The organism is Streptomyces sp. 3N207, assembly GCF_052246355.1.
GTDB lineage: Bacteria > Actinomycetota > Actinomycetes > Streptomycetales > Streptomycetaceae > Streptomyces.
The window spans coordinates 60,149-82,622 of the sequence record NZ_JBQQBV010000008.1; the positions used below are offsets into that span (position 1 = coordinate 60,149).

Genomic DNA, 22,474 nt, shown 5'->3' on the forward strand with positions numbered 1-22,474 from the left:
GCTGGGGTCACAGTGCCTTCTCCTCACGGTGGTTCCGGGCTGCGGCGCGCAACCGCTGGAGCGGGGTGGGCGGCAGATCACGGCTGGCGCCGCGGCCGAAGCGCCGCTCCAGATAGAACTGGCCGACATTGAGCACGGAGGTCGCCACCAGGTACCAGAAGCAGGCGACGACCAGCAGCGGGACCTGCTGGAAGTTGCGCGAGTAGATGCCCTGGATGGAGGTCAGCAGCTCCGGTACGGCGATGGCGAAGACCAGCGAGGTGGTCTTCAGCATGGAGATCGCCTGGTTGCCGGTGGGCGGGATGATGATGCGCAGCGCCTGCGGCAGCACGATGCGGCGCAGGGTCTGCCCCCGGGACATGCCCAGCGCCTGGGCCGCCTCGTTCTGGCCGTCGTCCACGGAGGTGATGCCCGCGCGGACGATCTCGGCCATGTACGCGGCCTCGTGCAGCCCGAGGCCGAGGACGGCGGCGGTGAGCTGGGTGATGAGGGTGTTGGTGTCGGCCTGGACGAACGTCGGCCCCCAGGGGATGCCGAGCCCGACGGTGGGGACGACCGCGGACAGGAAGTACCAGAACAGCAGCTGGACCAGCAGCGGGGTGCCGCGGAAGATCCAGATGTAGCCCCAGCTCAGCCGGGACAGGATCGGGTTCGTGGACATCCGCAGGATGGCGAGGACGACACCGCCGACGATGCCGAGCGCCATCGCGAGCGCCGTCAGCAGCAGCGTGGTCCGCAGCCCTTCCATGATCACAGGGGAGAACAGGAACTCGCCGACGGTCCCCCACTGCATCCGCGGGTTGGTGATCCAGCCCTCCAGCAGGAAGACCAGCAGGAAGGTGATGACGACCGCGGCGACGCGCAGCCCTGGACGGCGCAGCGGGACGGCGGTCAGCGACTCGGCCGCGCTGCCACGGTCCGCTCGGGCGAGGGTCTGGCTCATGCCGCGCCCCCGTTCACCGTGGCGCGCTCAAGGGCACCCGACTCGATGTCCCATGCTTTGAGGATCTTCGCGTAGGTGCCGTTGTCGATCAGTTTCTGCAGGGCACCGCGGATGGCCCGGACCAAGGTTCGTTCCTCCTTGTTGATCAGGATTCCGTAGGGCAGGAAGCGATACGGCTTGCCGGCCGTGCGGAGCCTGCCGTGCGACATCTCCGCCTGGTAGATGACGGTGGGGGTACCGCCGACGAAGGCGTCCGCGCGGCCCGTGGACAGGGCCTGGAAGCAGCCGACGGAGTCGGGGAAGACCAGTTTCTCCAGCTCCGGCTTGCCGGCCGCCGCGCACTTCTTGGCCTGCGCCGCCACGTCGTCCACCTGCGAGGTGCCCTGCTCGACGGCGACCTGGCTGCCGCACAGGCTGGAGAGGGAGCGGATGTTTCCGGCGGCCTTCTCGGAGGCCAGGATCGAGCTGCTGGTCTTCATGTAGTCGACGAACGTGACCTGTGACTGGCGTTCCTTCTTGTCGAGCATGGCCTGGATCGCCACGTCGTAGCGGTGGGACCGGACGCCGCCGATGATGCTGTCGAAGTTCGCCTGCACCAGGCGGACGCGGACGCCGAGGATCTGGCCGACGGCACGGATGAGGTCGGGTTCGGCGCCGATGACGGTCTTGTTGTCGATGTCCAGCAGGGACAGCGGCGGATAGTCGTTGCCGACGGCCGAGGTGAGGCTCCCTTTGTCGCGGATGTCCTTGGGGAGCAGCGCACGGAGTGCGGGGTCGGTGCGCTGCTCGGGCACCTTGGACCGGTTGACGGTGTCGGTGCCGCCACACGCCGTCACGGTCGAGGTGATCAGCGCCGCGAGCGCGAGGGGAAGTGCGGTGGCGCGGGCCCGCGGATACCTTCCGGGCACGGTGCCTCCCTTCTTCAGCTGCTGGTCAGACGACCGGTGCAGGGCTGGTGGACGCCCAATCTGCGGGATGGCGGAGGTCCGGGCAAGGTCAGAGAGAGTGAACGTTGCCAGACAGGGTGTTAAGTTCAACTGATGCTGACCCCACCGCAGCTGCAAGCCATATGCGAGGTCGTCGCCGCCGGATCCTTCCGAACGGCGGCGCAGCGCCTCGGCTACACGCCCTCCGCCGTCTCGCAGCAGATCTCCACCGTCGAGCGTGCCCTGGGCGTTCCGCTCTTCGAGCGCTCACCGCGCAGCGTGCGCCCCACTCCGGCCGGGCTCCAACTGGCCCGGCGTGCGGGACGACTGCTGGCCGACCTGGCGGCGACGGAGAACGAGCTGCGCGCCTACGCCGCCGCCGAGCGCGGGCGGCTGCGGCTGGGCAGCTTCTGGTCGGCGGGGTTCCGGCTGGTGCCGACGGTGCTGACGGGGTTCCTCCGCGACCGGCCCGAGGTGGAGGTCCGCTACGAGGAAGGTGACCCGAAGGTCACGGTGCCTGCCGTGCTGGAGGGACGGCTCGACCTGGCGGTGATCTTCGAGTACGGCGTGGTGCCGCACAGCTGGCCCGAAGGACTGGAGCACACGCTGGTCCTGGAAGAGCCGCTCTATCTGCTCCTCCCCGCCGGGCACCCGCTCGCCGGCCGGCCGCACATCCGGCTCGCCGAACTGCGGGACGAGCGCTGGATCAGCTACCACGAGGACACCGACGCCGCCCGCTGTCTGCGGCACATCTGCGCGGCAGGCGGCTTCCTGCCCGAAGTCCTCTTCCGTACGAACGACTACAACCTGCCCTACGAACTGGTCCGGCAGGGCCTGGGAGTGGCGATCGCACCCCAGCTGGCCGTCCCGGACCCGCCGGCCTCGCCCGGCACCTCCGGCACGCGCCTGGTCCGGCTCACCGACCCCACGCACACCCGCCGCGTCTACGCCACCCGGCGCACCACCGACCCCAACCCGTTCCTGCCCCAGGCCCTCACTCACCTGCACACCGCAGCGTCCGGTCTGCCCGAGCGGGCCGAGGGGGAGTGCCACACGGTCACCGGGTGATCTTCATCTGGCCCATCATGCCCATCTGGAGGTGCCCCATCAGATGGCAGTGGTACATGTACAGGCCCTCGTAGTCGCCGAAGCGGAGCTGGATGCGCGCCGACTCGCCGGCCATGACGGTGATCGTGTCCTTGAGCCCGGCCTCCGCCGCCGCGGGCGGCTTGCCGTTGCGGTCGAGGATCTTGAAGGCGTCGAGGTGGGGGTGCATGGAGTGCGGAATGCCGAACTGGGTGTCGGCATTGGTGATCTTCCAGGTCTCGGTGACGCCGAGCTTCGGCCGGATGTCGACGCGGTTGATGTCGAACGGCTTGTTGTTGATGAGGTGTTCGCCCGTCTCCGGGTCGAAGGACATGGTGAACTCGCGCTCGATCTCGGAGGTCCCGAAGTCCGGTGCGGGCCGTAGTTTCGACGGCACACTGCTCGGGTCGTCGGCGTCGCGGACCACGTCGAAGCGCATGACCTCAGGCGATTCACCCTCGTACGGGTAGGCGTTGTTGAGCACCAGCTTCCGGCCGACGCCGTAGCGGGCGAAGTCGACGACGATCTCGTGCCGTTCGCCCGGCCACAGCTGGAGCAGCCGGGTGGTGACGGGCGCCGGAAGCAGCCCGCCGTCCGTCGCGATGTGCGTGAACTCCTCGCCCTCGCCCTCGCCCAGCTGGAGCAGGAACAGCCGCTCGTTGGAGGTGTTGACCAGCCGCAGCCGGTATTTGCGGGCCGCCACCTCGAAGAAGGGCCGCGGCCGGCCGTTGACGAGGATGGTGTGGCGGTTCTCGAAGCCGTGCAGGTCCCACACCAGCGCGCCGTTCTCCGCCAACTCGGCGTCACGCAGCTGAAGCGCCACGTCGTACTGCCCCTTGGGCAGCGGCAGGCTCTCCTCGAACTCGTCGGTGACGATGTAGGTGGCCGCCAGCCCGCGGTAGGCGTTCTCCGCGTGCCCGTGGTGGGTGTGGTCGTGCATCCAAAGGGTGGCGGCGTCCTGGGCGTTGGGGTAGCGGAAGATCCGCCGGCCGCCGGGGTCCACCTGGTTCCTGGGATGGCCGTCCGAGCCCTCCGGGGTGTGGCCGCCGTGCAGATGCATGGAGAACGGCACGTTCAGCCTGTTGATCTGCTCGATGACCACCGGCCTGCCCCGCCGGGCCACGATCAGCGGGCTCATCGTCCCGTTGAAGGAGCGGATCCGGGTCGTGGTGCCCGGCAGTACGGTGACGTCGGCCTCCCGGGTCGTGAGCCGGTAGAAGTCGTGGCCGGCCAGCCGCACCGGGCGGAGCGGGGCGGGCACCTTGAGCGGTGTGGTGAACGGTGACGCGGCCGCCCGTGCGGTGCCCGACCTGCTGCCGACGACGAGGCCGGCCGGTACGGCGGCCAGCACCCCGGCCGCGGTACCGGCCCTGAGCACGTTTCTGCGTGTGAGCAAGGAAAGCTCCTTCTTGCGGTCAGGCGGCGTCCCGCACCGACATCTGCGCCATGCAGGTCAGCAGCGAGCGGCGGAACGTGGCGACGAAGCCCTCGACCGTGTCGGTGGCACGGGGCCGGGACAGATAAGGCGCCAGCTTCTCCTCCACCTCGCGCACCCCCGGCTGGGTCGCCATATGGCGGGCGATGGCCTCCAGGTCGCCCTGGTACTCGATCACCCGGACCATCGTGTCGTCGCGGATGAAGACGGCGGTGGACAGGATGCGTGCCGCCTCGCCGCCCGCCTCGTCCTGGACGACGGGCGAGCCCACCCGCCGGAAGCTGCCGAAGATCTCGGAAATCTCCTTCTCGTACCCCGCCTTGATGTCGTAGGTAATGGCGGCGAACGGCATGGGCTGCTCCTCGCTATTCGCGGACATGGGCGCCCATCTCGCCGCACGCCACTCGCCGAGCACTTGAGCCCCACTCGGGAGGGCCGCGCCCCATAAGGGGCGCGGGGAACTGCTCCCCCAGACTCCGTCCGGGAGGTGCCCCCACAAGCCACGGTGGCCCGCAGCCCGCGAACTACGGGCAGGGGCACCCCGCATCGGCACCGGGAGGGCCATCAATGACGGTTCGAGCGGACTTGTAGGCGCGACTGCAACGGTGCCCGCGCTGGGCGAGGGGGCAGCCACTCGGCGATACCAGCCAAGGACGCGCTGGGCGAGGGGGCAACCACCCGGCGGCACCAGCCAAGGACACCGAAGGAGGCGGGGGTCAGTGACCACCGAGATCACGCGCACCGTCCGGGTGCACGCCGACGACGTCGAGGCCAACACCCGGCGGGGCGGCGACATCAGGACCACGCTCAGCCCGAAGACGACGGGATGCACCAGCGGCTTCGGCGGAGTGCTGAACCTGGCGCCGGGCGAGCACGTCACCGAGCACTACCACCCTTACTCCGAGGAGTTCCTGCACATCGTCACCGGCCGGCTGGAGATGACGATGGACGGGCAGGTCGTACAGCTCGGCCCGGGCGACTCGCTGCTGGTGCCCATCGGCGTACGGCACCGGCTGGTCAACACCGGAACCGAGCCCGCGCACGCCGCCTTCCACCTCTCGCCGCTGGCGCCCCGGCCCGACCTGGGGCACGTGGACACCGAGAAGGTGAGCAGGCCCGAGCAGCCCAACCCGTCGGTCGGCGGTGCCTCGTGACCGGTCGGACAGCTACCGGCCGCCGCGCGGTCGTCACCGGCATCGGCGTGGTGGCGCCCGGCGGCGTCGGCCGGGAGGCGTTCTGGAAGCTGCTGTCCGACGGCCGCACCGCGACCCGCCGCATCTCGCTGTTCGACCCCACGGGCTTCCGCTCCAGGATGGCGGCCGAGGCCGACTTCGACCCCGTCGCGGCGGGGCTCGCTCCCCGGCAGATCCGCCGGATGGACCGGGCCGCGCAGTTCGCCGTCGTCAGCACCCGCGAGGCGGTCGAGGACAGCGGATACGACTTCGCCGCCGCCGATCCGGCCCGTACCGGGGTGAGCATCGGCAGCGCCGTGGGCTGCACCATGGGCCTGGAGGAGGAGTACGTCCTGCTCAGCGACGCCGGCAAGCACTGGCTGGTGGACCACACCTACGGAGTGCCGCATCTGTACGGCTACATGGTGCCCTCCACGCTCGCCGTCGAGGTCGCCTGGGAGGTCGGCGCCGAGGGCCCGGTCGCGCTGATCTCCACCGGCTGCACCTCAGGGCTGGACTCCATCGGGCACGGCGTGCAGCTGATCGAGGAAGGCAGCTCCGATGTGGTGCTGGCCGGGGCGACCGACGCGCCGCTCTCCCCGATCACCTCCGCCTGCTTCGACGCCATCAAGGCCACCTCGCCCAACAACGACGACCCCGAGCACGCCTCCCGCCCCTTCGACGCCGAGCGGGACGGCTTCGTCCTCGGCGAGGGCGCCGCCGTCCTCGTACTGGAGGAGAAGGCGGCGGCCGAGGCGCGCGGGGCGCGGATCTACGGCGAGATCGTCGGCTACGCGGGCCGCAGCAACGCCTTCCACATGACCGGACTGAAGGCCAACGGACGGGAGATGGCCGAAGCCATCCGGGTCTGTCTCGACCGCGCGCGGCTCGACCCCACCGCCGTCGACTACATCAACGCACACGGCTCCGGCACCAAGCAGAACGACCGCCATGAGACGGCCGCGTTCAAGCGCAGCCTGGGTGAGCACGCCTACCGGGTCCCGGTCAGCTCCATCAAGTCGATGGTGGGCCACTCGCTGGGCGCCATCGGCTCCATCGAGGTGGCGGCCTGCGCCCTCGCGCTCGACCGGCAGGTCGTGCCGCCCACCGCCAACCTGCACAACGCCGACCCCGAGTGCGACCTGGACTACGTACCGCTCACCGCGCGCGAACACGACCTGGATGTGGTGCTCAGCGTCGGTAGCGGCTTCGGCGGCTTCCAGAGCGCCACCGTGCTGGCCAGGCCCGGAGTTGTGGCGTACGAGGGGAGGGCCGCATGAGCCCCACCGCGACCGCTCAGGCAACGCCCGGCTCCGCGACCGGCGTCACCACCCCGACCCGGGCCCCCGTGATCACCGGGCTCGGCGTGCTGGCACCCACCGGCATCGGCACCGAGGAGCACTGGAGCTCGGTGCTGGCGGGCCGCTCGGCCATCGACCGGATCACCCTGTTCGACCCGACGCCCTACCCGGTACGGCTCGCCGGGCAGGTGCCCGGGTTCGTGGCCAAGGAGCGGGTGCCCAGCAGGCTCATCCAGCAGACCGACCGCTGGACCCATCTGGGGCTCGCGGCGGCCGAGGCCGCCATCGCCGACGCCGGGGTCACCCCCGCCGAACTGCCCGAGTACGAGATGGCCGTGGTCACCTCCAGCTCCTCCGGCGGCACCGAGTTCGGCCAGCACGAGATGGAGAACCTCTACCAGCACGCACCCGACTGGGTGGGCGCCTACCAGTCCATCGCCTGGTTCTACGCGGCCACCACCGGCCAGATCTCCATCCGGCACGGACTGCGCGGCCCCTGCGGAGTGCTGTGCTGCGAACAGGCCGGCGGGCTGGATGCCATCGGCCAGGCGCGGCGGCTGATCCGTACCGGCGCCAAGCTGGTGATGACCGGCGGCACCGATGCCTCCCTGTGCCCGTACGGGCTGACGGCGCAGCTGACCACCGGGCAGCTGTCCACCGTGCAGGACCCGGCCCGCGCCTATCTGCCCTTCGACGCCGAGGCGTCCGGCTATCTGCCCGGCGAGGGCGGTGCGCTGCTCGTCGTCGAGGACGCCGACGCCGCCGAGGCCCGCGGTGCCGAGCACATCTACGGCCACGTACTGGGCTACGCCGCCGCTTTCGACCCCCCGCCGGACTCGGAACGCGGTCCCGTGCTGGCCCGTACCGTCCGCACCGCGCTGGCCGATGCCCAGCTGGACGCCGCCGATGTGGATGTGGTCTTCGCCGACGCGCTCGGCGTTCCGGAGGCGGACCGTGCCGAAGCCGAGGCGCTCGCCGAGGTGTTCGGACCGCGCGGAGTACCGGTCACCGCGCCCAAGACGCTCACCGGCCGGCTCTACGGCGGGGGAGCCGCACTGGACGCCGCCACGGCGCTGCTCGCACTGCGCGACCAGACCGTCCCGCACACCGCGGGCCCGGCCGCGGCAGCGCCCGGATACGAGATCGACCTGGTGCTCGGCGAGCCCCGCCGGACCGCACTGCGTACCGCGCTGGTCGTCGCGCGCGGCCACGGCGGCTTCAACGCCGCACTCGTGCTGGGGCACCCGCAGGGACAACCCGAGAAGTGAGGAGGGACCGCCATGGCGGGCCACACCGACAACAGCATCGTCATCGACGCGCCGATGGACCTGGTCTGGGACATGACCAACGACCTCAAGTCCTGGCCCCAGCTGTTCAGCGAGTACGCGGCAGTCGAGGTGCTGGAGGAGAACGACGGCGAGCAGGGCCGCGAGATCATCTTCCGGCTCACCATGCACCCCGACGAGGACGGCAACGCCTGGAGCTGGGTCTCCAAGCGCGTCCCCGACCCGAAAGCCCGCCAGGTGCGTGCCCACCGGGTGGAGACGGGGCCCTTCGAGTACATGAACATCTACTGGGAGTACCTCTCCGAGGGTGACGGCGTGCGGATGCGCTGGGTCCAGGACTTCCATATGAAGGAAGCCGCGCCGGTCACCGACGACGGCATGACCGAGCATCTCAACCGCAACACGGCCATCCAGATGAAGCTCATCAAGGAGAAGGTCGAGGCAGCGGCGGGGCGGTCGTGATCGCGTATCTCGCCCCGCTCGTCGTCCTGCTCAACGGGCTGGCCGCCGGAGTACTGTTCGGCACCCAGCTCGGCGGCTGGCCGCTGCTCGCGGAGCTGCCCGCCGACCGGTATGTGCACGCACACGCGTTCTTCGCCACCCGCTACGACCCGGCCATGCCGATCTGCCTGCTCGGCACCCTGGCCGGGGACATCTGGCTGGCGACGGTCAGCCCGCACGCGGTGGCCCGCGGTCTGTTCGTCGCGGGCGCCGCGCTGGCGGCGGCCACCATCACCATCTCGCTCACCAAGAACGTCCCGGTCAACAAGTGGGTGCGCACCCTCGACCCGGACAACCTGCCCGCCGACTTCGCCGACCACGACCCGCGCCGGCACTGGGGCACCTGGAACCAGCGCCGCAGCGCGCTGACCGTCCTCGCCCTGGTCGCCAACTGCGCGGCCCTCACGCTGCTGCTGTGACAGACGACCGCTTAAGGAGAAACTCATGGATCTCGGCCTCAAGGGCAAGAAGGCCCTGGTCACCGGCGGTACCAGGGGAGTGGGCCGGGGCATCGCGCTCGCCCTGGCCGAGGCCGGCGCCGATGTGCTGACCTGCTACCAGCAGGAGAGCGAAGCCGTTGCCTCGCTGGAGGCGGCCCTCAAGGAGACCGACGGCGACCACCACGTGGTCTGCGCCGACGTCTCCGACCCCGACAGCGTCGGCGCACTGATCGCCGAGGCCCGCACCCGCTGGGGCCGGCTCGACCTGGTCGTCAACAACGCGGGCGCCATCAGCCACATCCCCTACACCGAGCTGCCGCTTCAGGAGTGGCGGCGCATCGTCGACACCAACCTCACCGGCGTCCACCTGGTCACCCAGGCGGCGCTGCCGCTGCTGCGCGAGGGCTCGTCCGTCGTCAGCATCGGCTCCAAGGCGGTGGAGGCGGGCATCCCGCTGCGCTCCCACTACACCGCGACCAAGGCGGCGCTGGTGGGCCTGAACCGTTCGCTGGCCAAGGAGTTCGGCAGTAAGGGCATCCGCTTCAACGTCGTCGCGCTCGGCGTCATCGAGACCGAGAACCTGCACAAGATGCCCGAGGACCAGCAGAAACTCATGATCGAGCGGTACAGCGCCAAGACCGCGCTGGGCCGGCTCGGCACCCCCGACGAGGTGGCCGGCGCCGTTCTCTGGCTGGCCAGCGACCTTTCCCGCTATGTCACCGGCGCCACCATCGGCGTGGACGGAGGGATCTCCTGATGCTTACGGAAACCCAGCGCGAAGGCCAGTTCCGGGTGCTGCTGCGGATGCAGATCAACCCGGGCATGGAGGCCGACTTCGAGAAGGTGTGGCGCGGCAGCACCGAGGCCGTCACCGGCCACCCCGCCTGCCTCGGCCAGTGGCTGTCCAAGTCGGCGGACGAGGAGTCCACCTACTACATCGTCAGCGACTGGATCGACGAGCCCGGCTTTCGCGAGTTCGAGACCAGTGAGGCGCACCTCGCCCACCGCGAGCGGCTGCACCCCTACCGCTCCCAGGGCTCCTTCAACACGATGACGGTCGTCGCGCACGTACCCGGCAAGGCGGGCACGGATGCCCGCTGAGGTCCGCGTACTGGTCTACCAGGCGGCCTACGACGACGAGCAGCTGGCCGCGGTGCGCGCGGCGTACCACCAGGTCAGCAAGCGGATGGCGGAGACACCCGGCATGCTCGGCAACGAGCTGCTGCGCTCACCCGCCGACCCCACAGCGCTCGTCGTCGTCAGCCGCTGGTCCGACATGGCGGCCTTCCGCGAGTGGGAGGAGGGCGCCACCCACAAGGACGACACATCGCCGCTGCGCCCGTACCGGGACACACGGCTGAAGGTGCCGTTCGGCATCTACGAGGTGGATGCGGAGTACTGATGACAACCTCCACCGTGCTGAAGACGGAACAACCCTCCTGGGTCTCGTGCACCAGTTGCCGCTCCCTCGTCTACGGCAAGCGGTACAAGCGCCTGCTGCACGTGTGCCCCGAGTGCGGGGCACACGCCCGCCTGGACGCGCCCGCGCGCATCGCGCAGCTCTTCGACGAGGGCAGCATCCACTACCTCGACGTACCGAAGACCCAGCACAACCCCCTCGACTTCGTGGACCAGCGCCCGTACGACGAACGGCTTCAGCAGGCCCGTCACAAGACGGGCCAGCAGGACGCGGTACTCGCGGTACGGGGCCGTATCGAAGGGCGCCCCCTCACCGCGGCCGTGATGGACTTCCGCTTCTTCGGCGGCAGCCTCGGCGTCGCGGCGGGCGAGGCGGTCACCACCGCGGCCGAGCACGCGCTGAAGGACCGCACCCCGCTCCTCCTCGTCACCGCCTCAGGGGGTGCCCGGATGCAGGAGGGGGCGCTGTCGCTGATGCAGATGGCCAAGACCAGCAACGCGCTGGCCGAGCTGGACGAGTCGGGGCTGCTGACCGTCACCCTGGTCACCGACCCGACGTACGGCGGGGTCGCCGCCTCCTTCGCCACGCTCTCCGACGTGGTGGTCGCCGAACCGGGCGCCCGGATGGGGTTCGCCGGGCCGCGCGTCATCGAGCAGACCATCCGCCAGCAGCTGCCCGACGGCTTCCAGACCGCCGAATTCCTCCGCGACCACGGCCTGGTGGACGACGTATGGGAGCGCGGCGAACTGCGCGCCCGGCTGGCCCGGCTGCTCGCCGTCTCCGACACTCCGGCACCGGCCTGGGGAAGCGGCGAGGAGGACCCCGTCGTCCGTGACAGCCAGCTGCTGGACCAACTGCCCGCCTGGGACTGCGTACAGCTCGCCCGCGAGGCGGGCCGGCCCACCACGCTGGAGCACATCGGGTTCTGGCTCGACGGCTTCGTCGAACTGCACGGCGACCGGGCGGGCGAGGAGTGCGCGGCGATCGTCGGCGGGATCGGCTGCCTGGACGGCCTGCCGGTGATGGTCGTCGGGCACCAGAAGGGCCACACCACGGCCGAGTTGGTGGCCCGGAACTTCGGCATGCCCTCGCCCGCCGGCTACCGCAAGGCGGCCCGGCTGATGCGGCTGGCGGCCAAGCTGCGGATTCCCGTCGTCACCCTGATCGACACCCCCGGCGCCTATCCGGGACTGACCGCCGAGGAGACCGGCCAGTCCGGCGCCATCGCCGAGAACCTGCGGCTGATGGGGTCGCTTCCGGTGCCGGTCGTCGCCGTGGTGACCGGCGAGGGCGGCAGCGGCGGCGCGCTCGCGCTGGGCGTCGCCGACCGCGTGCTGATCTGCGCGAACGCGACGTATTCGGTGATCAGTCCGGAGGGCTGCGCGGCAATTCTGTGGAAGAACGCCGCGGAGGCGGCTGTCGCCGCGGATGAACTCGCCCTTGATGCCGCGTCGTTGCTGCGGCTCGGCGTGGTGGACGGGGTGATCCCCGAGCCCGAGGGCGGCGGTCATGTGGACACCGCCGCGCTCAGCGACTCCGTGCGGAGAGCTGTTGTCGCGGCGCTGCGCGAGTTGCGGGCCGCGCCGGATGCGGAGTCGGTGCCGGCGCGGAGACGCCGTTTTCGGTCCTTCGGACTTGCGGAGGGCTAGTGGTGGCCGGTGAGGGGGTGCGTGCCCCTGTGCGTTTCTTGCGGGCTGCCCGTCCGCTGTGGTTGCTCGCGCAGTTCCTCGCGCCCCTGACGGGGCGCCCACGTCCTTCCCCCACTGCGCTTGGGCAGTCTGCGCCAGGGGCGCAGGGTGGGCAAGCGCAGCCCCCATGCCGGGCACGCATTATCAACTGAGAGGCACTCATGAGTGAGCTCACAAAGACACAGGGCTCCGACGACACGTTCGCCGGTCTGGACTATGACGACAACAGCCTTGCCCTCACCGATATCTGCCGGAGCATTGCCGAAGTCGTCCGTGTGGGACCTGACCGGCCGCGCCGGGTGCGGATCGCGCTCGGCGCGGCCAGCGTGGAGGTCGAGTGGGAGAGCGGCCAGACCCCCGCACCGTCGACTGTCCTCACGCCGCAAGGCGAACTCGGCGTCGGGGGGGAGGCCCTCGAAGGGCACCGCGAGTGTGCCCCTCTCGTCGGCACCTTCTACGCCGCTCCCGCGCCCGGCGCACCGCCCTTCGTACAGCCGGGCGACCATGTGGAGAAGGGCCAGCAGCTCGGCATCATCGAGGCGATGAAGCTGATGAACCCGCTGGAGGCCACCCGCCCCGGACGGGTCGTGGAGGTGCTGGTCGGCGACGGCGAACCCGTCGAGTACGGCGAGCCGCTGGTGCTCATCGACCCCGACGCCGCCGACGGCGGCTCGGACGAGGGGGCGTGACATGGGCTTCGGCACTGTCCTGGTCGCCAATCGGGGCGAGATCGCGATACGTGTCATGCGGACCTGCCGCGAGTTGGGCATCCGCACGGTGGCCGTGCACTCCACGGCCGACAAGGACAGCAGCCATGTGCAGGCGGCGGATGCCGCTGTGCAGATCGGCCCGGGGGCGCCCCGTAAGTCGTATCTGTCGGCGCCCGCCGTGATCGAGGCGGCGCTGCGCGCCGGGGCCGACGCGGTGCACCCGGGCTACGGATTCCTCTCCGAGGACCCGGACTTCGCGGAGATCTGCGCGGAGAACGGGCTGACGTTCATCGGCCCGCGCCCCGAAGTGCTGGCCCGGCTCGGCGACAAGGCCGTCGCCCGGTCGCTGATGACGGATGCGGGGCTGCCGGTGCTGCCCGGCAGTCCCGGCACTGTCGACAGCGCCGCCGAGGCGTCCGACCTGGCGTCCCGGATCGGCTACCCGCTGATCATCAAGGCGGCGGCCGGGGGCGGGGGCCGCGGGATGACCGTCGTACGCGGCTCAGCGGATCTGCTGCCCGCCTACCGGCAGACCCGGGCGACCGCGCAGGCGGTCTTCGGCGACAACCGCGTCTACATGGAGCGGTACTGCGACAGCGCCCGCCATATCGAGGTACAGGTTCTCGCCGACGGGCACGGCACCGTACTGCACCTGGGGGAGCGGGACTGCTCCGTACAGCGCCGGCACCAGAAGCTGGTCGAGGAGAGCCCCGGACCCGGACTGCACCCGCAGCTGCGCTCGGCCATGGCCCGGGCCGCGGTCCGCGGTGCGCGTGCCATCGGCTACACCGGCGCGGGCACCTTCGAGTTCCTGGTGCATGACGAGGGCTTCTCCTTCATGGAGATGAACTGCCGCATCCAGGTGGAGCACCCGGTGACCGAGGCGGTGTACGGGGTCGATCTGGTACGCGAGCAGATCCGGGTCGCCTCCGGCGAGGCGCTGACCATGAGCCAGGAGGACCTGGTGCCGCGCGGGGTGGCCGTCGAGTGCCGGGTCAACGCGGAGGACCCGGCACGGGACTTCGCGCCGGCGCCGGGCACCCTGGACGAGTTCGTCCCGCCGGGCGGCCCGTTCGTGCGGGTGGACACCCACGGCCGGGCAGGGTGGAAGGTGCCACCGCAGTACGACTCGCTGCTGGCGAAGGTGATCTGCTGGGCGCCCGAACGGGACGAGGCGCTGGACCGGATGGACCGGGCACTGGCCGAGTTCCGGATCGCGGGACCCGGGGTGCACACCACCATCCCGCTGCTGCGCGAGATCGTCGCCGACCCCGTCTTCCGCGCGGGCCGGCACATCACCTCCTTCCTCGACAGCCGGGGCTGAGCTCGGGCCGGTGGACGGAGCCCGGCGAGGCACCCCGCGCCACCGAGAAGGGCGCCGCCGCAGGCGTACGACAAGAACGTCATGCGCTACGGCATCTTCCGCGCCATCGAACCCGAGTGAGGGAGCCCCGCCACCCCGGTCCGTCACCGTGGCCGGGCGACGGCGGCGGCGAACTCCGCCACCAGGCCGGCTGCTTTGCCCACGCCGCCATCGGCCAACGCACGGATCAGCGGTGAACCGATCACCACCCCGGCCACGCCCGGCCGGCGGACAACGCCGGCAGCCAGGGCGGGCGTGGAGATCCCGATACCGGTGAGGACCGGAGTCGTCGGGGCCGCACGCCGGACGGAGGCAACGAATGAGGACAGGCTGTCGAGGTCCAGGCCGTCGGAGTAGCCCGTGCGTTGACCCGCGACTGCCGGGGCATAGACGAAACCCGTGGCGGCCCGGCAGGTGGCGAGCAACTCGGCTGCCGACGCCTCGCGGGCGGCCAGCAACGGGGCACTGATCCCGGCCTGGGCGGCTGCGGCCGTCCAGGCCGGGACGCTCTCCGGTGGAACGTCGGGGATGAGGCATCCCGCAGCGCCCGATGCAGCCAGCTGGTCGGCTGCGCGCTCCGGGCCGTACGCAAGGACCGTGGCCCAGTAGCTCATCACGATGACGGGCTTGCCGGTGAGCGCGGACACCTGACGCACCGTTGCGAGCGTGACGCCGATGCCGTACCCCGCACGCCGTACCTGGCGATGCGCCGCGGCGATAGCCGGGCCGTCGAGCCACGGATCCGCCGCTGGAGCACCAACCTCCAGCAGACTTGCACCACTTCGCGCATAGGCGACGAGTACGTCCACGCCTGCGCGCTCATCCGGGAAGCCCGCCACCGAGAACGCCCCCAGGACAGGCTGCTGTTCAGCCTGCAGACCGGACAGTCCGGTGGCCGGCCGGCGTGCGTCGGGGCTGGTGGTGCCGCGTATGTCCATGCCAGGCATCATCGAACCCCCGTGCGATCAAGTCCGTATCGACGTGATCATGACTGGTCCCGACGATCAGCGCTACCCTCTTGCGTTGCGTTTGGTTGAACTTTCACAGTGGCCCACCCGGCTTGGGGGGAGTTGCGCCGCGCCAGGGGCGCGGGGAACTGCGCGACCAGCCATGGGGGACGGCGTTGCGGACCTCGGCGACGGCGTGTGCGGCGCCGTGTTCGCTCCTGCCGACGGCTCGCTGCCACTCACGACCAGAGCCCCTGCCCTGAGTTCAGGGCCGGGGCTCCGGTCGTGCGGAAGAGTGGTCGGTCAGCTCTTGGCTTCCTCCGTCTCGCTCTCCTCGCCCCAGCTCTCGTAGCCGCGCACCTCGCGCGGCATCGTCTGGGCGAGCAGTGCGACGACGGCGAGGCCACCGACCGTGAACCACACGAAGCGCCCGAAGGTGTCGGTGAACATCTCGGCGCGGCTGTCGTCGACCGCCTTGTCCACGGCGTGCTGCACCTTGGGGTCGCTGCCGGCCTTCTCGAACACCGGGCCACAGCTCTTCGGCTGCTTGTCGGGGTTCTCCTCCTCGGCGTAGTCGAGGAAGCACGGGCGCAGCTGGGCCGAGAGCTCGCGCGCCTCGGACGCCGAGGCGCCGGCGGCGGTCAACTGGGTGCGCAGCTGCTTTTCGTGCCCGTCGAAGGCGCCGGGTGCGGCGTTGGCGAGTGGCGTGAACAGCAGGACGCCCAGCAGCGCGGCGCCCGTCGCGTTGCCGAGCTGTACGGCGGCGCTCAGCGAACCGGCGGCGGCACCCGCATCCCGGCCCGCCACGTGCGCGCCCGCGACGGTGAAGGCCGGGCCGATGACGCCGCCCATGCCGATGCCCGCCAGGAACAGTCCCGGGGCCAGCTCCCACCAGCTCGCGCCCGGCTCCAGGGCCAGCGCGAACCACAGCATGCCGCCGGCCATCACCACCGCACCGGCGGTGAGCAGATGCCGCCCCAGCTTGCCGACCAGACCGTCGGCGGCGCCGGAGGTGAGCGCTGCGCCGATCGCCCACGGCAGGAAGAGCAGCCCGGTACGCATGGCGCTGTAGCCGAGGCCGATCTGCAGGGTGAGCGAGATCGCGAGGAAGAAGCCGATCATCGTGGCGTCGAAGACGAACAGAACGATGGTCCCCGCGCTGAATCCGGGCTGCCCGAACAGCCGCAACGGCACCAGTGACGAGTCGTCCCTTCGCTCCTTGGCGCGGGCGTGCAGCGCATAGCCGGCCATGACGACCGGCGCTGCGACCATGGCAATGATCATCCAGCTGGGCCACCCGTCGGTGCGCCCCTGCACCAGCGGGTACAGCAGGAGCAGCAGGCTCGCACTGACCAGTACCACTCCGAGGATGTCCATCCGCAGCGGGAAGTCCGATTTCGTCTCCGGCACCAGCATGGAGGCGGCGAACAGCGCGGCAATCCCGATCGGCACATTGACGAGGAAGACCGCGCGCCAGCCGAGTCCCAGCACGTCGTAGGCGACGAACACGCCGCCCAGCAGCGGCCCCGCCACCGCGGCCAGCCCGGTCACGGCGCCGTAGGCACCGCTGGCGCCCCCGCGCTCGCTCGCCGGGAAGATCGCGTAGACCGTTGCCATGATCTGGGGGACCATCAGCGCCGAGGCGATGCCCTGCACCGCGCGCGCGGCCACCAGCGTCTCGACATCGGGCGCGATGCCGCACACCAGCGAGGAGACCGTGAACAGGCCGATGCCCAGCAGGAAGATCCTCTTACGGCCGTAGCCGTCCCCCATCCGGCCGCCGGTGATCAGCCCCAGACCGAACGCCAGGGTGTAGGCCGTCACCACCCACTGGGATGCCGCGTAGCCGGCGTCCAGGTCACCTCGGATGTCGGGTAAGGCGATGTTGACGATCGTGACGTCCAGCAGGTCCATGAAGGCCGCGGCGAGCAGCACCCCGAGCGCCAGCCAGCGCTTGGGGTACGGCCCGGCCGCCGGGGTCACCGAGTTGTCCGCTGTGGTGGTCATGTCTCAAACTCCGCACTGTCGGTGCTATGAGGTTGTGGGCGGTCGGGGGTTTCGGGACGGGTCATGGGCGGGGCCGTCACCAGGCGACGGGCAGCTCGTCCAGACCGCGGATCAGTGACCCCGTACGCCAGGTGAGATCCTCCTCGGGTACCGCCAGCCGCAGGCCGGGAAAGCGGCCGAGGAGCGTGCCGAGCGCGATGTGCAGCTCCATCCTGGCGAGTTGCGCCCCCAGACAGAAGTGGGCGCCGTGTCCCATCGCCAGGTGGTGGTTGGGCTCCCGGTGGAAGTCCAGCTCGTCGGGGTGGTCGAAGGCGGCCGGGTCACGGTTGGCGGCACCCAGGTCCACGATCACCGCTTCGCCCGCGGCGACCGGCACCCCGTGCAGCACCGTGTCCTCGGTCACCAGGCTCGCGAACGCCGAGCCCGCGCCGGTGGGCACGAACCGCAGCAGCTCCTCGACGGCCCTGGGCCACAGCTCGGGGTGCTCGCGCAGCTCCTGCGCGCGTGCGGGATTGCCCAGCAGGACGTAGGTGAAGTTGGTGATCTGGTTCAGGGTGGTCTCGTGGCCCCCGATGAGCAGCGCCACCCCCAGCCACACCAGTTCCTGCTCGCTCAGCTTGTCGTCGTCGTCCCGTGCCGTCACCAGCGCACCGAGCAGATCGTCGGTGGGGTCGGCGCGGCGCTCGGCGACCAGTTGGGCGAAGTAGCCGAAGAAGTTGCCCATGGCGGCCCTGACCTCGTCCGAGTCGAAGGCCGTGGTGCCCATGATCCCCTCGGTGAAGGCGCGGAAGTGCTTCTCGTCCTCGACGGGTACGCCCATCACCTCGCAGATCACCCGCACCGGCAGCGGCACCGCCAGATGCCGCACCAGATCGGCGGGTGCGCCCTGCGCCACCATGCCGTCCAGCAGTTCGTCGACGGCCTTCTGGATGCGGGGGCGCATGGCCTCCACCCGGCGCGCGGTGAACGCCTTGCTGACCAGGCGGCGCAGCCGGGAGTGCTCCGGCGGATCGAGCGTCATGATCGTTCCGGCGGGCGGGGGTTCGGGCAGCAGCCGGGGTATCGCCGGGTTCTCCGCCGCCGCCGCGCGGCTGACGGCGGGCGAGGACATCACCTCGCGCACCGCCTCGTAGCCGGTCGCCAGCCAGGCGCTGCCGCCGTGCGGCATCGTCACCCGGGTGAGGGGGGCCTCGGCGAGCAGCCTGGCGTAGCCGGGGTGCAGATCGAGGCGCGTGGGCTCGCCCAACGGGTAGTCGAGGGGCGGTGGTTCCTGCTGCGGTGCCGGCGGCTGCGGACCTGTCGTGGTCACACCTGGCTCCCTTCGTAGGTTGTTCGTCCATGCGGAGGTTGCAGTGATGTGACCGGCCGCACCGGCCAGGGTCCCAGCCGCGCCTCGAGTCCGGCTCGAGCGCGGCAGGACCTGTTCATGCGCCGCTCCACCCGAAGTCGTGGTTGCTGTGCGTCGTGATCTGCACGTAGTTGCCCTCGGGGTCGGTCACATACGCGTGCCGGTCCCCCCAGGGCTGGTCGCGGGGCTCCAGTACGACCGGAGCGCCCGCCTCGCGGAGTGCGCCGACGGTCTTGTCGACGTCCTCGACGATGACGGTGATGTCGAAGCGATGGCTGCCGGACGTGCCGATGTCCGGCAGCCCGGTCGAGTCGCGTACGGCTGCCGCGTCGGCCAGCGTCAGATGGAAGGCGCTCCACTTGAGCGTGATGAAGACCGGTTCCTCCTTGGTGGGGAACCGGTATGTCTCCACGAAACCGATGGTCCGGTAGAACGCGGCCATCGCCTCGATGTCCCCGGTGAAGAGGGTGGGCTGGCCGGCCCGGATGTCGTTGTCGGCGACGGCCGCTGTGTCGTCCCCTGGCACGTTGGATACCTCCTGCGGGTTCGCGGGTTCGCGGGTTCGCGGGTTCGCTGTTGGCCGGAGCGGGTGGGGTGCGACCGTCGACGAACCGCCGGACCCTCCGCGTTGTGGCTGAGCGGCGTTGCGGCGGAACGGGATTCCGCCGCAACTACCGTGCTCGGCCCGTCAGTTGTTCGGCGGCGGAGGCTGGACCTCCGCGGTGCGCTCGCCGATGTTGAAGAGGGTGCCCAGCGGGTCCTTGAAGTCCGCCGACAGGCCCCAGTGCTCCTCGGTGATGTCGTTTGCGATCTCGACCCCGCGCGACCGCAGCTCCTCGACGGTCTTGTGGATGTCGTCGCAGTAGAACGCCGTGTGCGAGCGCTGTCCTGCCGTGCTGGGCATGCCCTCGGGACGCTGCGCCAGGATGAGGATGGCCCGCTTGTCCGGCGTCACCACCTCGACCCACCCCGCACCCGGGCACTCCTCGGAGTCCAGGTGGAGCCCGAAGCCCATGGTCTTGGTCCAGAACTCTTTGGCCTTTTGCTGGTCGTCGACGAAGATGAAGATCTTGTTCACGCCGTTGATCACTGGGAGTACCTCCGCAGGACTGTGATGGGCTGTCGTCCCCAGGAGTAGCCAGCGGCCCTCGAAGATGTCTGGGGACGCGGTCGGGGCCCGCCGGGAGGCGGGCTGCCGGAGAGCTGCCCGCTACCAGTCGATGACGGTGTCCCGCCGCAGGAAGACCCCGGACGGTCCGTCGTCGGGCAGGGTGGCCGCGCGCACGATGTGTTCGGCGGCCTCCAGCGGCGTCTGCTGCGCCTCAGGCCGCATTCGGGTACGGACAAGTCCCGGGTTGATCGCGTTCACCAGTACGCCGGTGTCCTCCGTCTCCCGGGCGAGCAGCACGGTCAGCGCGTTGAGGGACGCCTTGGAGACGGAGTAGGCGGGGCACGGGCCGGGGAGGCCGAGAGCGAACGAGGCGGTGCCGCTGGAGACGTTGACGACCCGCCCCCATCCGCCGCGCACCATGTCCGGCACGAACGCCTGCGCCATCCGCCAGGCGCCCAGCAGATTGACCTCGAGCGTGCCGTGGACCAGCGCCAGGTCGATCCCGGTCGGCTGCTCGTCCCAGTCGAGCTGCACCCCGGCGTTGTTGACCAGGATGTCGACCCCGCCCACCGTGGCGTGCAGCTTGGCCACCGCCTCGGTGTCGGTGACGTCCAGCTCGGCACCGGACGCCAGCTCGCCCAGCCGCTCGGCGGCGGACCGCGCCTCGTCGCCGTCCCGTGCCGCGACGATCACGCGGTGCCCGCGCTCGTGCAGCAGTGTGGCGACCGCGTATCCGATGCCGCGATTGCCGCCGGTGACCAGAGCAGTCCTGGAGACGTCCGCCATGGGATCGCCCTTTCGGTGTCGTCGTCGTACGCGGACCGCGCGGACCGCGGCGGCACCTTGCCGCGCCCCGCTGGAGCCGCGCTCGACCGAGGGTGCGTCAAGCGCCCCGAGCACCAGCGAAATTCGAGCGTGCTTCGGCATGCTGGAGCGATGACCAGTTCGCCGCACAGCGCCACCAACGACCCCACCGGCGCCGACCAGCCCGACGCCGGAAAGCATGCCGACTCCGCGGCCGGGCCGCCCGCCCGCACTCGCGGGAAGGTCGTCCGCCGCCGCATCCTGATCGGCGCCGGCTCGCTGCTGGGCCTGGGCGCGCTGACCGGAGGCGCGTACGGCATCAACTTCGCGATGGTCTACCGCGACCGCAAGCTCTCCAACGTCGGCGAGCTGGACTTCCGTAATCGCCTGGCCATTCCCCGGCTGCTGGAGCCGGAGAAGGACAGCCGCGGCAGACGGCACTTCACCCTCAAGGCACGCGCCGGCACCAGCACCCTCGTGCCCGGCAAGAAGACGCCCACCTGGGGCATCAACGGGCCGTTCCTCGGCCCGACACTGCGGGCCCGGCGCGGCGATACGGTCTCCGTCGCGTTCACCAACGGGCTGCCGGAGACCACCACCCTGCACTGGCACGGTATGCATCTGCCCGCCGAGATGGACGGCAGCCCGCACCAGGCCGTCGCCCCCGGCTCGGTGTGGCGGCCGAGCTGGCGCCTCGACCAGCCGGCGGCGACGCTCTGGTACCACCCCCACCCGCACGGCAAGACCGCCGACCACGCCACGCGCGGCATCGCGGGACTCTTCCTGATCGAGGACGAGCACTCCGGCGACACCGGTCTTCCGCAGACCTACGGCGTGGACGACGTGCCGCTGATCCTCCAGGACCGCGCCTTCAACGACGACGGCTCCCTGTCGCTGCACGGGTACTCCTTCGGGGAGGAGCTGGCCGGAGCCGGCACCTCCGGTGTCCTCGGCGACACGATCCTGGTCAACGGCACCCACAATCCGCATATGGACGTCGCGACCCGCCTGGTGCGGTTACGCGTACTGAACGGGTCCAACGCCCGCGTCTACAACCTCGGCCTCACCGACGGCCGCTCCTTCCATCTCGTCGCCCAGGAGGCAGGACTGCTGCCGGCCCCGCTCCGGATGCGCCGCCTCCAGCTCGCACCCGCCGAACGCGCCGAGATCGTGGTGCCCTTCGAACCGGGCGACAAGGTGGTGCTGCGCAGCTACGCGCCGGACCTCGGCGTGGGTTTCCCCAGCAGCCGGCTGGACGGCGGCGAGGACACCTTCGACCTGCTCCAGTTCCGCGCCGCGAAGAAGCTGCGCGGCTCCGGCGAGCTGCCCGCCAAGGTGTCCGGAGCCCCCGGGCCGGTCACGGCACCCGACTCGGCGCGCACCAGGGACTTCGAGCTGTCCGGCTTCCAGATCAACGGGCGGACCATGGACATGAACCGTATCGACCAGGTCTCGCCCGCCCGGGCGGTCGAGCTGTGGGACGTGGAGGCCATCGACGGGGCGCCGCACTCTTTCCATGTGCACGGCACCAGCTTCAGCGTCGTCTCGTACGACGGCCGGCCCGTGCCCGAGCGGCTGCGCGGCCTCAAGGACACCGTCTATCTGCCGCAGCAGAAGACGCTACGGCTTGCCGTGCCGATGCCCGAGTACACCGATCCGGCCACGCCGTACATGTTCCATTGCCACATGCTCAAGCATGAGGACCAGGGCATGATGGGCCAGTTCACCGTCGTCAAGCCCGGAACGGAGCGCTCCGCGCCGCGGCGCATTTCGGGGGGCCATCACTAGCCGCCTCCGATGAGGGGGTGCCCCTTCCCGAGGCGCGCGGACTGCGAGTGCGTCGTGGCTGGTCGCGCAGTTCCCCGCGCCCCTTCGGGGCGCAACTCCCGCTGCGAAGCTTGGGCAGTCTGCGCCAGGGGCGCAGGGTGGGCAAGCGCAGCCCTCCATGCCGGGTACGCAAACTCCGCGGGGCAAGCTTCCCGCGGT

23 protein-coding genes are annotated in these 22,474 nt (G+C 70.7%); 13 read left to right on the forward strand and 10 right to left on the reverse strand.

Annotation, left to right across the window (positions count from 1 at the left end; all coding sequences use genetic code 11):
* Positions 1-7: 7 nt before the first annotated feature.
* Both ACTWP9_RS14495 and ACTWP9_RS14500 read right to left on the reverse strand, forming a co-directional pair.
* Entirely contained in the window at positions 8-943 is a 936-nt protein-coding gene (locus ACTWP9_RS14495) for an amino acid ABC transporter permease (protein WP_443246527.1), read from the reverse strand.
* A complete protein-coding gene (locus ACTWP9_RS14500; RefSeq protein ID WP_443246528.1) occupies positions 940-1,851 on the reverse strand; it encodes an ABC transporter substrate-binding protein in 912 nt (303 codons plus the stop codon). Before ACTWP9_RS14500 ends, ACTWP9_RS14495 begins: the two co-directional genes overlap by 4 nt.
* Positions 1,852-1,983: 132 nt before the next feature.
* On the opposite strand from ACTWP9_RS14500, the gene ACTWP9_RS14505 reads away from it, so the two are divergent.
* Entirely contained in the window at positions 1,984-2,937 is a 954-nt protein-coding gene (locus ACTWP9_RS14505) for a LysR family transcriptional regulator (protein WP_443246529.1), read from the forward strand.
* Here ACTWP9_RS14505 and ACTWP9_RS14510 read toward each other — a convergent pair.
* A complete protein-coding gene (locus ACTWP9_RS14510; RefSeq protein ID WP_443246530.1) occupies positions 2,927-4,351 on the reverse strand; it encodes a multicopper oxidase family protein in 1,425 nt (474 codons plus the stop codon). The genes ACTWP9_RS14505 and ACTWP9_RS14510 overlap by 11 nt on opposite strands.
* A gap of 19 nt (positions 4,352-4,370) precedes the next feature.
* Positions 4,371-4,742 carry a SchA/CurD-like domain-containing protein gene (locus ACTWP9_RS14515; protein ID WP_443246728.1) on the reverse strand — a complete coding sequence of 124 codons (372 nt, stop codon included), beginning with the start codon at positions 4,740-4,742 and terminating at the stop codon, positions 4,371-4,373.
* 367 nt (positions 4,743-5,109) lie between these two features.
* Between ACTWP9_RS14515 and ACTWP9_RS14520 the strand changes: the two genes are divergently transcribed.
* From ACTWP9_RS14520 to ACTWP9_RS14570, 11 genes are all read left to right on the forward strand, one after another.
* Positions 5,110-5,544 (forward strand): cupin domain-containing protein, encoded by a 435-nt coding sequence (locus ACTWP9_RS14520; RefSeq protein ID WP_443246531.1) that lies wholly within the window; start codon positions 5,110-5,112, stop codon positions 5,542-5,544.
* On the forward strand, positions 5,541-6,842 hold the full coding sequence (locus tag ACTWP9_RS14525; protein WP_443246532.1) for a beta-ketoacyl-[acyl-carrier-protein] synthase family protein: 1,302 nt from the start codon (positions 5,541-5,543) through the stop codon (positions 6,840-6,842). The genes ACTWP9_RS14520 and ACTWP9_RS14525 overlap by 4 nt, the downstream gene beginning before the upstream one ends.
* A complete protein-coding gene (locus tag ACTWP9_RS14530) occupies positions 6,839-8,131 on the forward strand; it encodes a ketosynthase chain-length factor (protein WP_443246533.1) in 1,293 nt (430 codons plus the stop codon). Before ACTWP9_RS14525 ends, ACTWP9_RS14530 begins: the two co-directional genes overlap by 4 nt.
* Before the next feature lie 12 nt (positions 8,132-8,143).
* The gene (locus ACTWP9_RS14535) at positions 8,144-8,611 is read left to right on the forward strand and encodes an SRPBCC family protein (protein WP_443246534.1); all 468 of its coding nucleotides are present in this window, start codon (positions 8,144-8,146) and stop codon (positions 8,609-8,611) included.
* Positions 8,608-9,069 carry an anthrone oxygenase family protein gene (locus tag ACTWP9_RS14540; RefSeq protein ID WP_443246535.1) on the forward strand — a complete coding sequence of 154 codons (462 nt, stop codon included), beginning with the start codon at positions 8,608-8,610 and terminating at the stop codon, positions 9,067-9,069. Before ACTWP9_RS14535 ends, ACTWP9_RS14540 begins: the two co-directional genes overlap by 4 nt.
* Before the next feature lie 25 nt (positions 9,070-9,094).
* Positions 9,095-9,847, forward strand: a complete 753-nt coding sequence (locus ACTWP9_RS14545; protein ID WP_443246536.1) for an SDR family NAD(P)-dependent oxidoreductase — start codon at positions 9,095-9,097, stop codon at positions 9,845-9,847.
* On the forward strand, positions 9,847-10,191 hold the full coding sequence (locus ACTWP9_RS14550; protein WP_443246537.1) for an antibiotic biosynthesis monooxygenase family protein: 345 nt from the start codon (positions 9,847-9,849) through the stop codon (positions 10,189-10,191). The genes ACTWP9_RS14545 and ACTWP9_RS14550 overlap by 1 nt, the downstream gene beginning before the upstream one ends.
* A complete protein-coding gene (locus ACTWP9_RS14555) occupies positions 10,181-10,492 on the forward strand; it encodes an antibiotic biosynthesis monooxygenase family protein (protein ID WP_443246538.1) in 312 nt (103 codons plus the stop codon). The genes ACTWP9_RS14550 and ACTWP9_RS14555 overlap by 11 nt, the downstream gene beginning before the upstream one ends.
* A complete protein-coding gene (accA, locus tag ACTWP9_RS14560; RefSeq protein WP_443246539.1) occupies positions 10,492-12,159 on the forward strand; it encodes an acetyl-CoA carboxylase carboxyl transferase subunit alpha in 1,668 nt (555 codons plus the stop codon). Before ACTWP9_RS14555 ends, accA begins: the two co-directional genes overlap by 1 nt.
* Before the next feature lie 200 nt (positions 12,160-12,359).
* On the forward strand, positions 12,360-12,887 hold the full coding sequence (locus ACTWP9_RS14565; RefSeq protein ID WP_443246540.1) for an acetyl-CoA carboxylase biotin carboxyl carrier protein: 528 nt from the start codon (positions 12,360-12,362) through the stop codon (positions 12,885-12,887).
* 1 nt (position 12,888) lies between these two features.
* The gene (locus tag ACTWP9_RS14570) at positions 12,889-14,232 is read left to right on the forward strand and encodes an acetyl-CoA carboxylase biotin carboxylase subunit (protein WP_443246541.1); all 1,344 of its coding nucleotides are present in this window, start codon (positions 12,889-12,891) and stop codon (positions 14,230-14,232) included.
* A gap of 143 nt (positions 14,233-14,375) precedes the next feature.
* On the opposite strand, the gene trpA is transcribed toward ACTWP9_RS14570, so the two are convergent.
* The 6 genes from trpA to ACTWP9_RS14600 form a co-directional block, all read right to left on the reverse strand.
* Positions 14,376-15,209, reverse strand: a complete 834-nt coding sequence (gene trpA / locus ACTWP9_RS14575; RefSeq protein WP_443246542.1) for a tryptophan synthase subunit alpha — start codon at positions 15,207-15,209, stop codon at positions 14,376-14,378.
* Positions 15,210-15,521: 312 nt separating this feature from the next.
* Positions 15,522-17,225 (reverse strand): MFS transporter, encoded by a 1,704-nt coding sequence (locus tag ACTWP9_RS14580; protein ID WP_443246543.1) that lies wholly within the window; start codon positions 17,223-17,225, stop codon positions 15,522-15,524.
* A 76-nt stretch (positions 17,226-17,301) separates the two neighbouring features.
* Complete coding sequence (locus ACTWP9_RS14585) at positions 17,302-18,534, reverse strand: cytochrome P450 (protein WP_443246544.1); 1,233 nt, start codon at positions 18,532-18,534, stop codon at positions 17,302-17,304.
* Between the two features lie 115 nt (positions 18,535-18,649).
* On the reverse strand, positions 18,650-19,099 hold the full coding sequence (locus ACTWP9_RS14590; protein ID WP_443246545.1) for a VOC family protein: 450 nt from the start codon (positions 19,097-19,099) through the stop codon (positions 18,650-18,652).
* 162 nt (positions 19,100-19,261) lie between these two features.
* Positions 19,262-19,663 carry a VOC family protein gene (locus ACTWP9_RS14595; protein ID WP_443246546.1) on the reverse strand — a complete coding sequence of 134 codons (402 nt, stop codon included), beginning with the start codon at positions 19,661-19,663 and terminating at the stop codon, positions 19,262-19,264.
* A gap of 120 nt (positions 19,664-19,783) precedes the next feature.
* Positions 19,784-20,470 carry an SDR family NAD(P)-dependent oxidoreductase gene (locus ACTWP9_RS14600; protein ID WP_443246547.1) on the reverse strand — a complete coding sequence of 229 codons (687 nt, stop codon included), beginning with the start codon at positions 20,468-20,470 and terminating at the stop codon, positions 19,784-19,786.
* Positions 20,471-20,620: 150 nt separating this feature from the next.
* Here ACTWP9_RS14600 and ACTWP9_RS14605 point away from each other — a divergent pair, with 150 nt between their 5' ends.
* A complete protein-coding gene (locus ACTWP9_RS14605) occupies positions 20,621-22,276 on the forward strand; it encodes a multicopper oxidase family protein (RefSeq protein ID WP_443246548.1) in 1,656 nt (551 codons plus the stop codon).
* The last annotated feature ends 198 nt before the right edge of the window (positions 22,277-22,474 follow it).

Excerpts from the sequence above, each read along its gene's own strand:
- ACTWP9_RS14565 (WP_443246540.1), top strand. The coding sequence starts at position 12,360 with ATGAGTGAGCTCACAAAGACACAGGGCTCCGACGACACGTTCGCCGGT.
- ACTWP9_RS14535 (WP_443246534.1), top strand. The coding sequence starts at position 8,144 with ATGGCGGGCCACACCGACAACAGCATCGTCATCGACGCGCCGATGGAC.
- ACTWP9_RS14530 (WP_443246533.1), top strand. The coding sequence starts at position 6,839 with ATGAGCCCCACCGCGACCGCTCAGGCAACGCCCGGCTCCGCGACCGGC.
- ACTWP9_RS14555 (WP_443246538.1), top strand. The coding sequence starts at position 10,181 with ATGCCCGCTGAGGTCCGCGTACTGGTCTACCAGGCGGCCTACGACGAC.
- ACTWP9_RS14580 (WP_443246543.1), bottom strand. The coding sequence starts at position 17,225 with ATGACCACCACAGCGGACAACTCGGTGACCCCGGCGGCCGGGCCGTAC.
- ACTWP9_RS14605 (WP_443246548.1), top strand. The coding sequence starts at position 20,621 with ATGACCAGTTCGCCGCACAGCGCCACCAACGACCCCACCGGCGCCGAC.
- ACTWP9_RS14600 (WP_443246547.1), bottom strand. The coding sequence starts at position 20,470 with ATGGCGGACGTCTCCAGGACTGCTCTGGTCACCGGCGGCAATCGCGGC.
- ACTWP9_RS14550 (WP_443246537.1), top strand. The coding sequence starts at position 9,847 with ATGCTTACGGAAACCCAGCGCGAAGGCCAGTTCCGGGTGCTGCTGCGG.
- ACTWP9_RS14505 (WP_443246529.1), top strand. The coding sequence starts at position 1,984 with ATGCTGACCCCACCGCAGCTGCAAGCCATATGCGAGGTCGTCGCCGCC.
- ACTWP9_RS14570 (WP_443246541.1), top strand. The coding sequence starts at position 12,889 with ATGGGCTTCGGCACTGTCCTGGTCGCCAATCGGGGCGAGATCGCGATA.
- ACTWP9_RS14495 (WP_443246527.1), bottom strand. The coding sequence starts at position 943 with ATGAGCCAGACCCTCGCCCGAGCGGACCGTGGCAGCGCGGCCGAGTCG.
- ACTWP9_RS14515 (WP_443246728.1), bottom strand. The coding sequence starts at position 4,742 with ATGCCGTTCGCCGCCATTACCTACGACATCAAGGCGGGGTACGAGAAG.
- accA (WP_443246539.1), top strand. The coding sequence starts at position 10,492 with ATGACAACCTCCACCGTGCTGAAGACGGAACAACCCTCCTGGGTCTCG.
- ACTWP9_RS14545 (WP_443246536.1), top strand. The coding sequence starts at position 9,095 with ATGGATCTCGGCCTCAAGGGCAAGAAGGCCCTGGTCACCGGCGGTACC.
- trpA (WP_443246542.1), bottom strand. The coding sequence starts at position 15,209 with ATGGACATACGCGGCACCACCAGCCCCGACGCACGCCGGCCGGCCACC.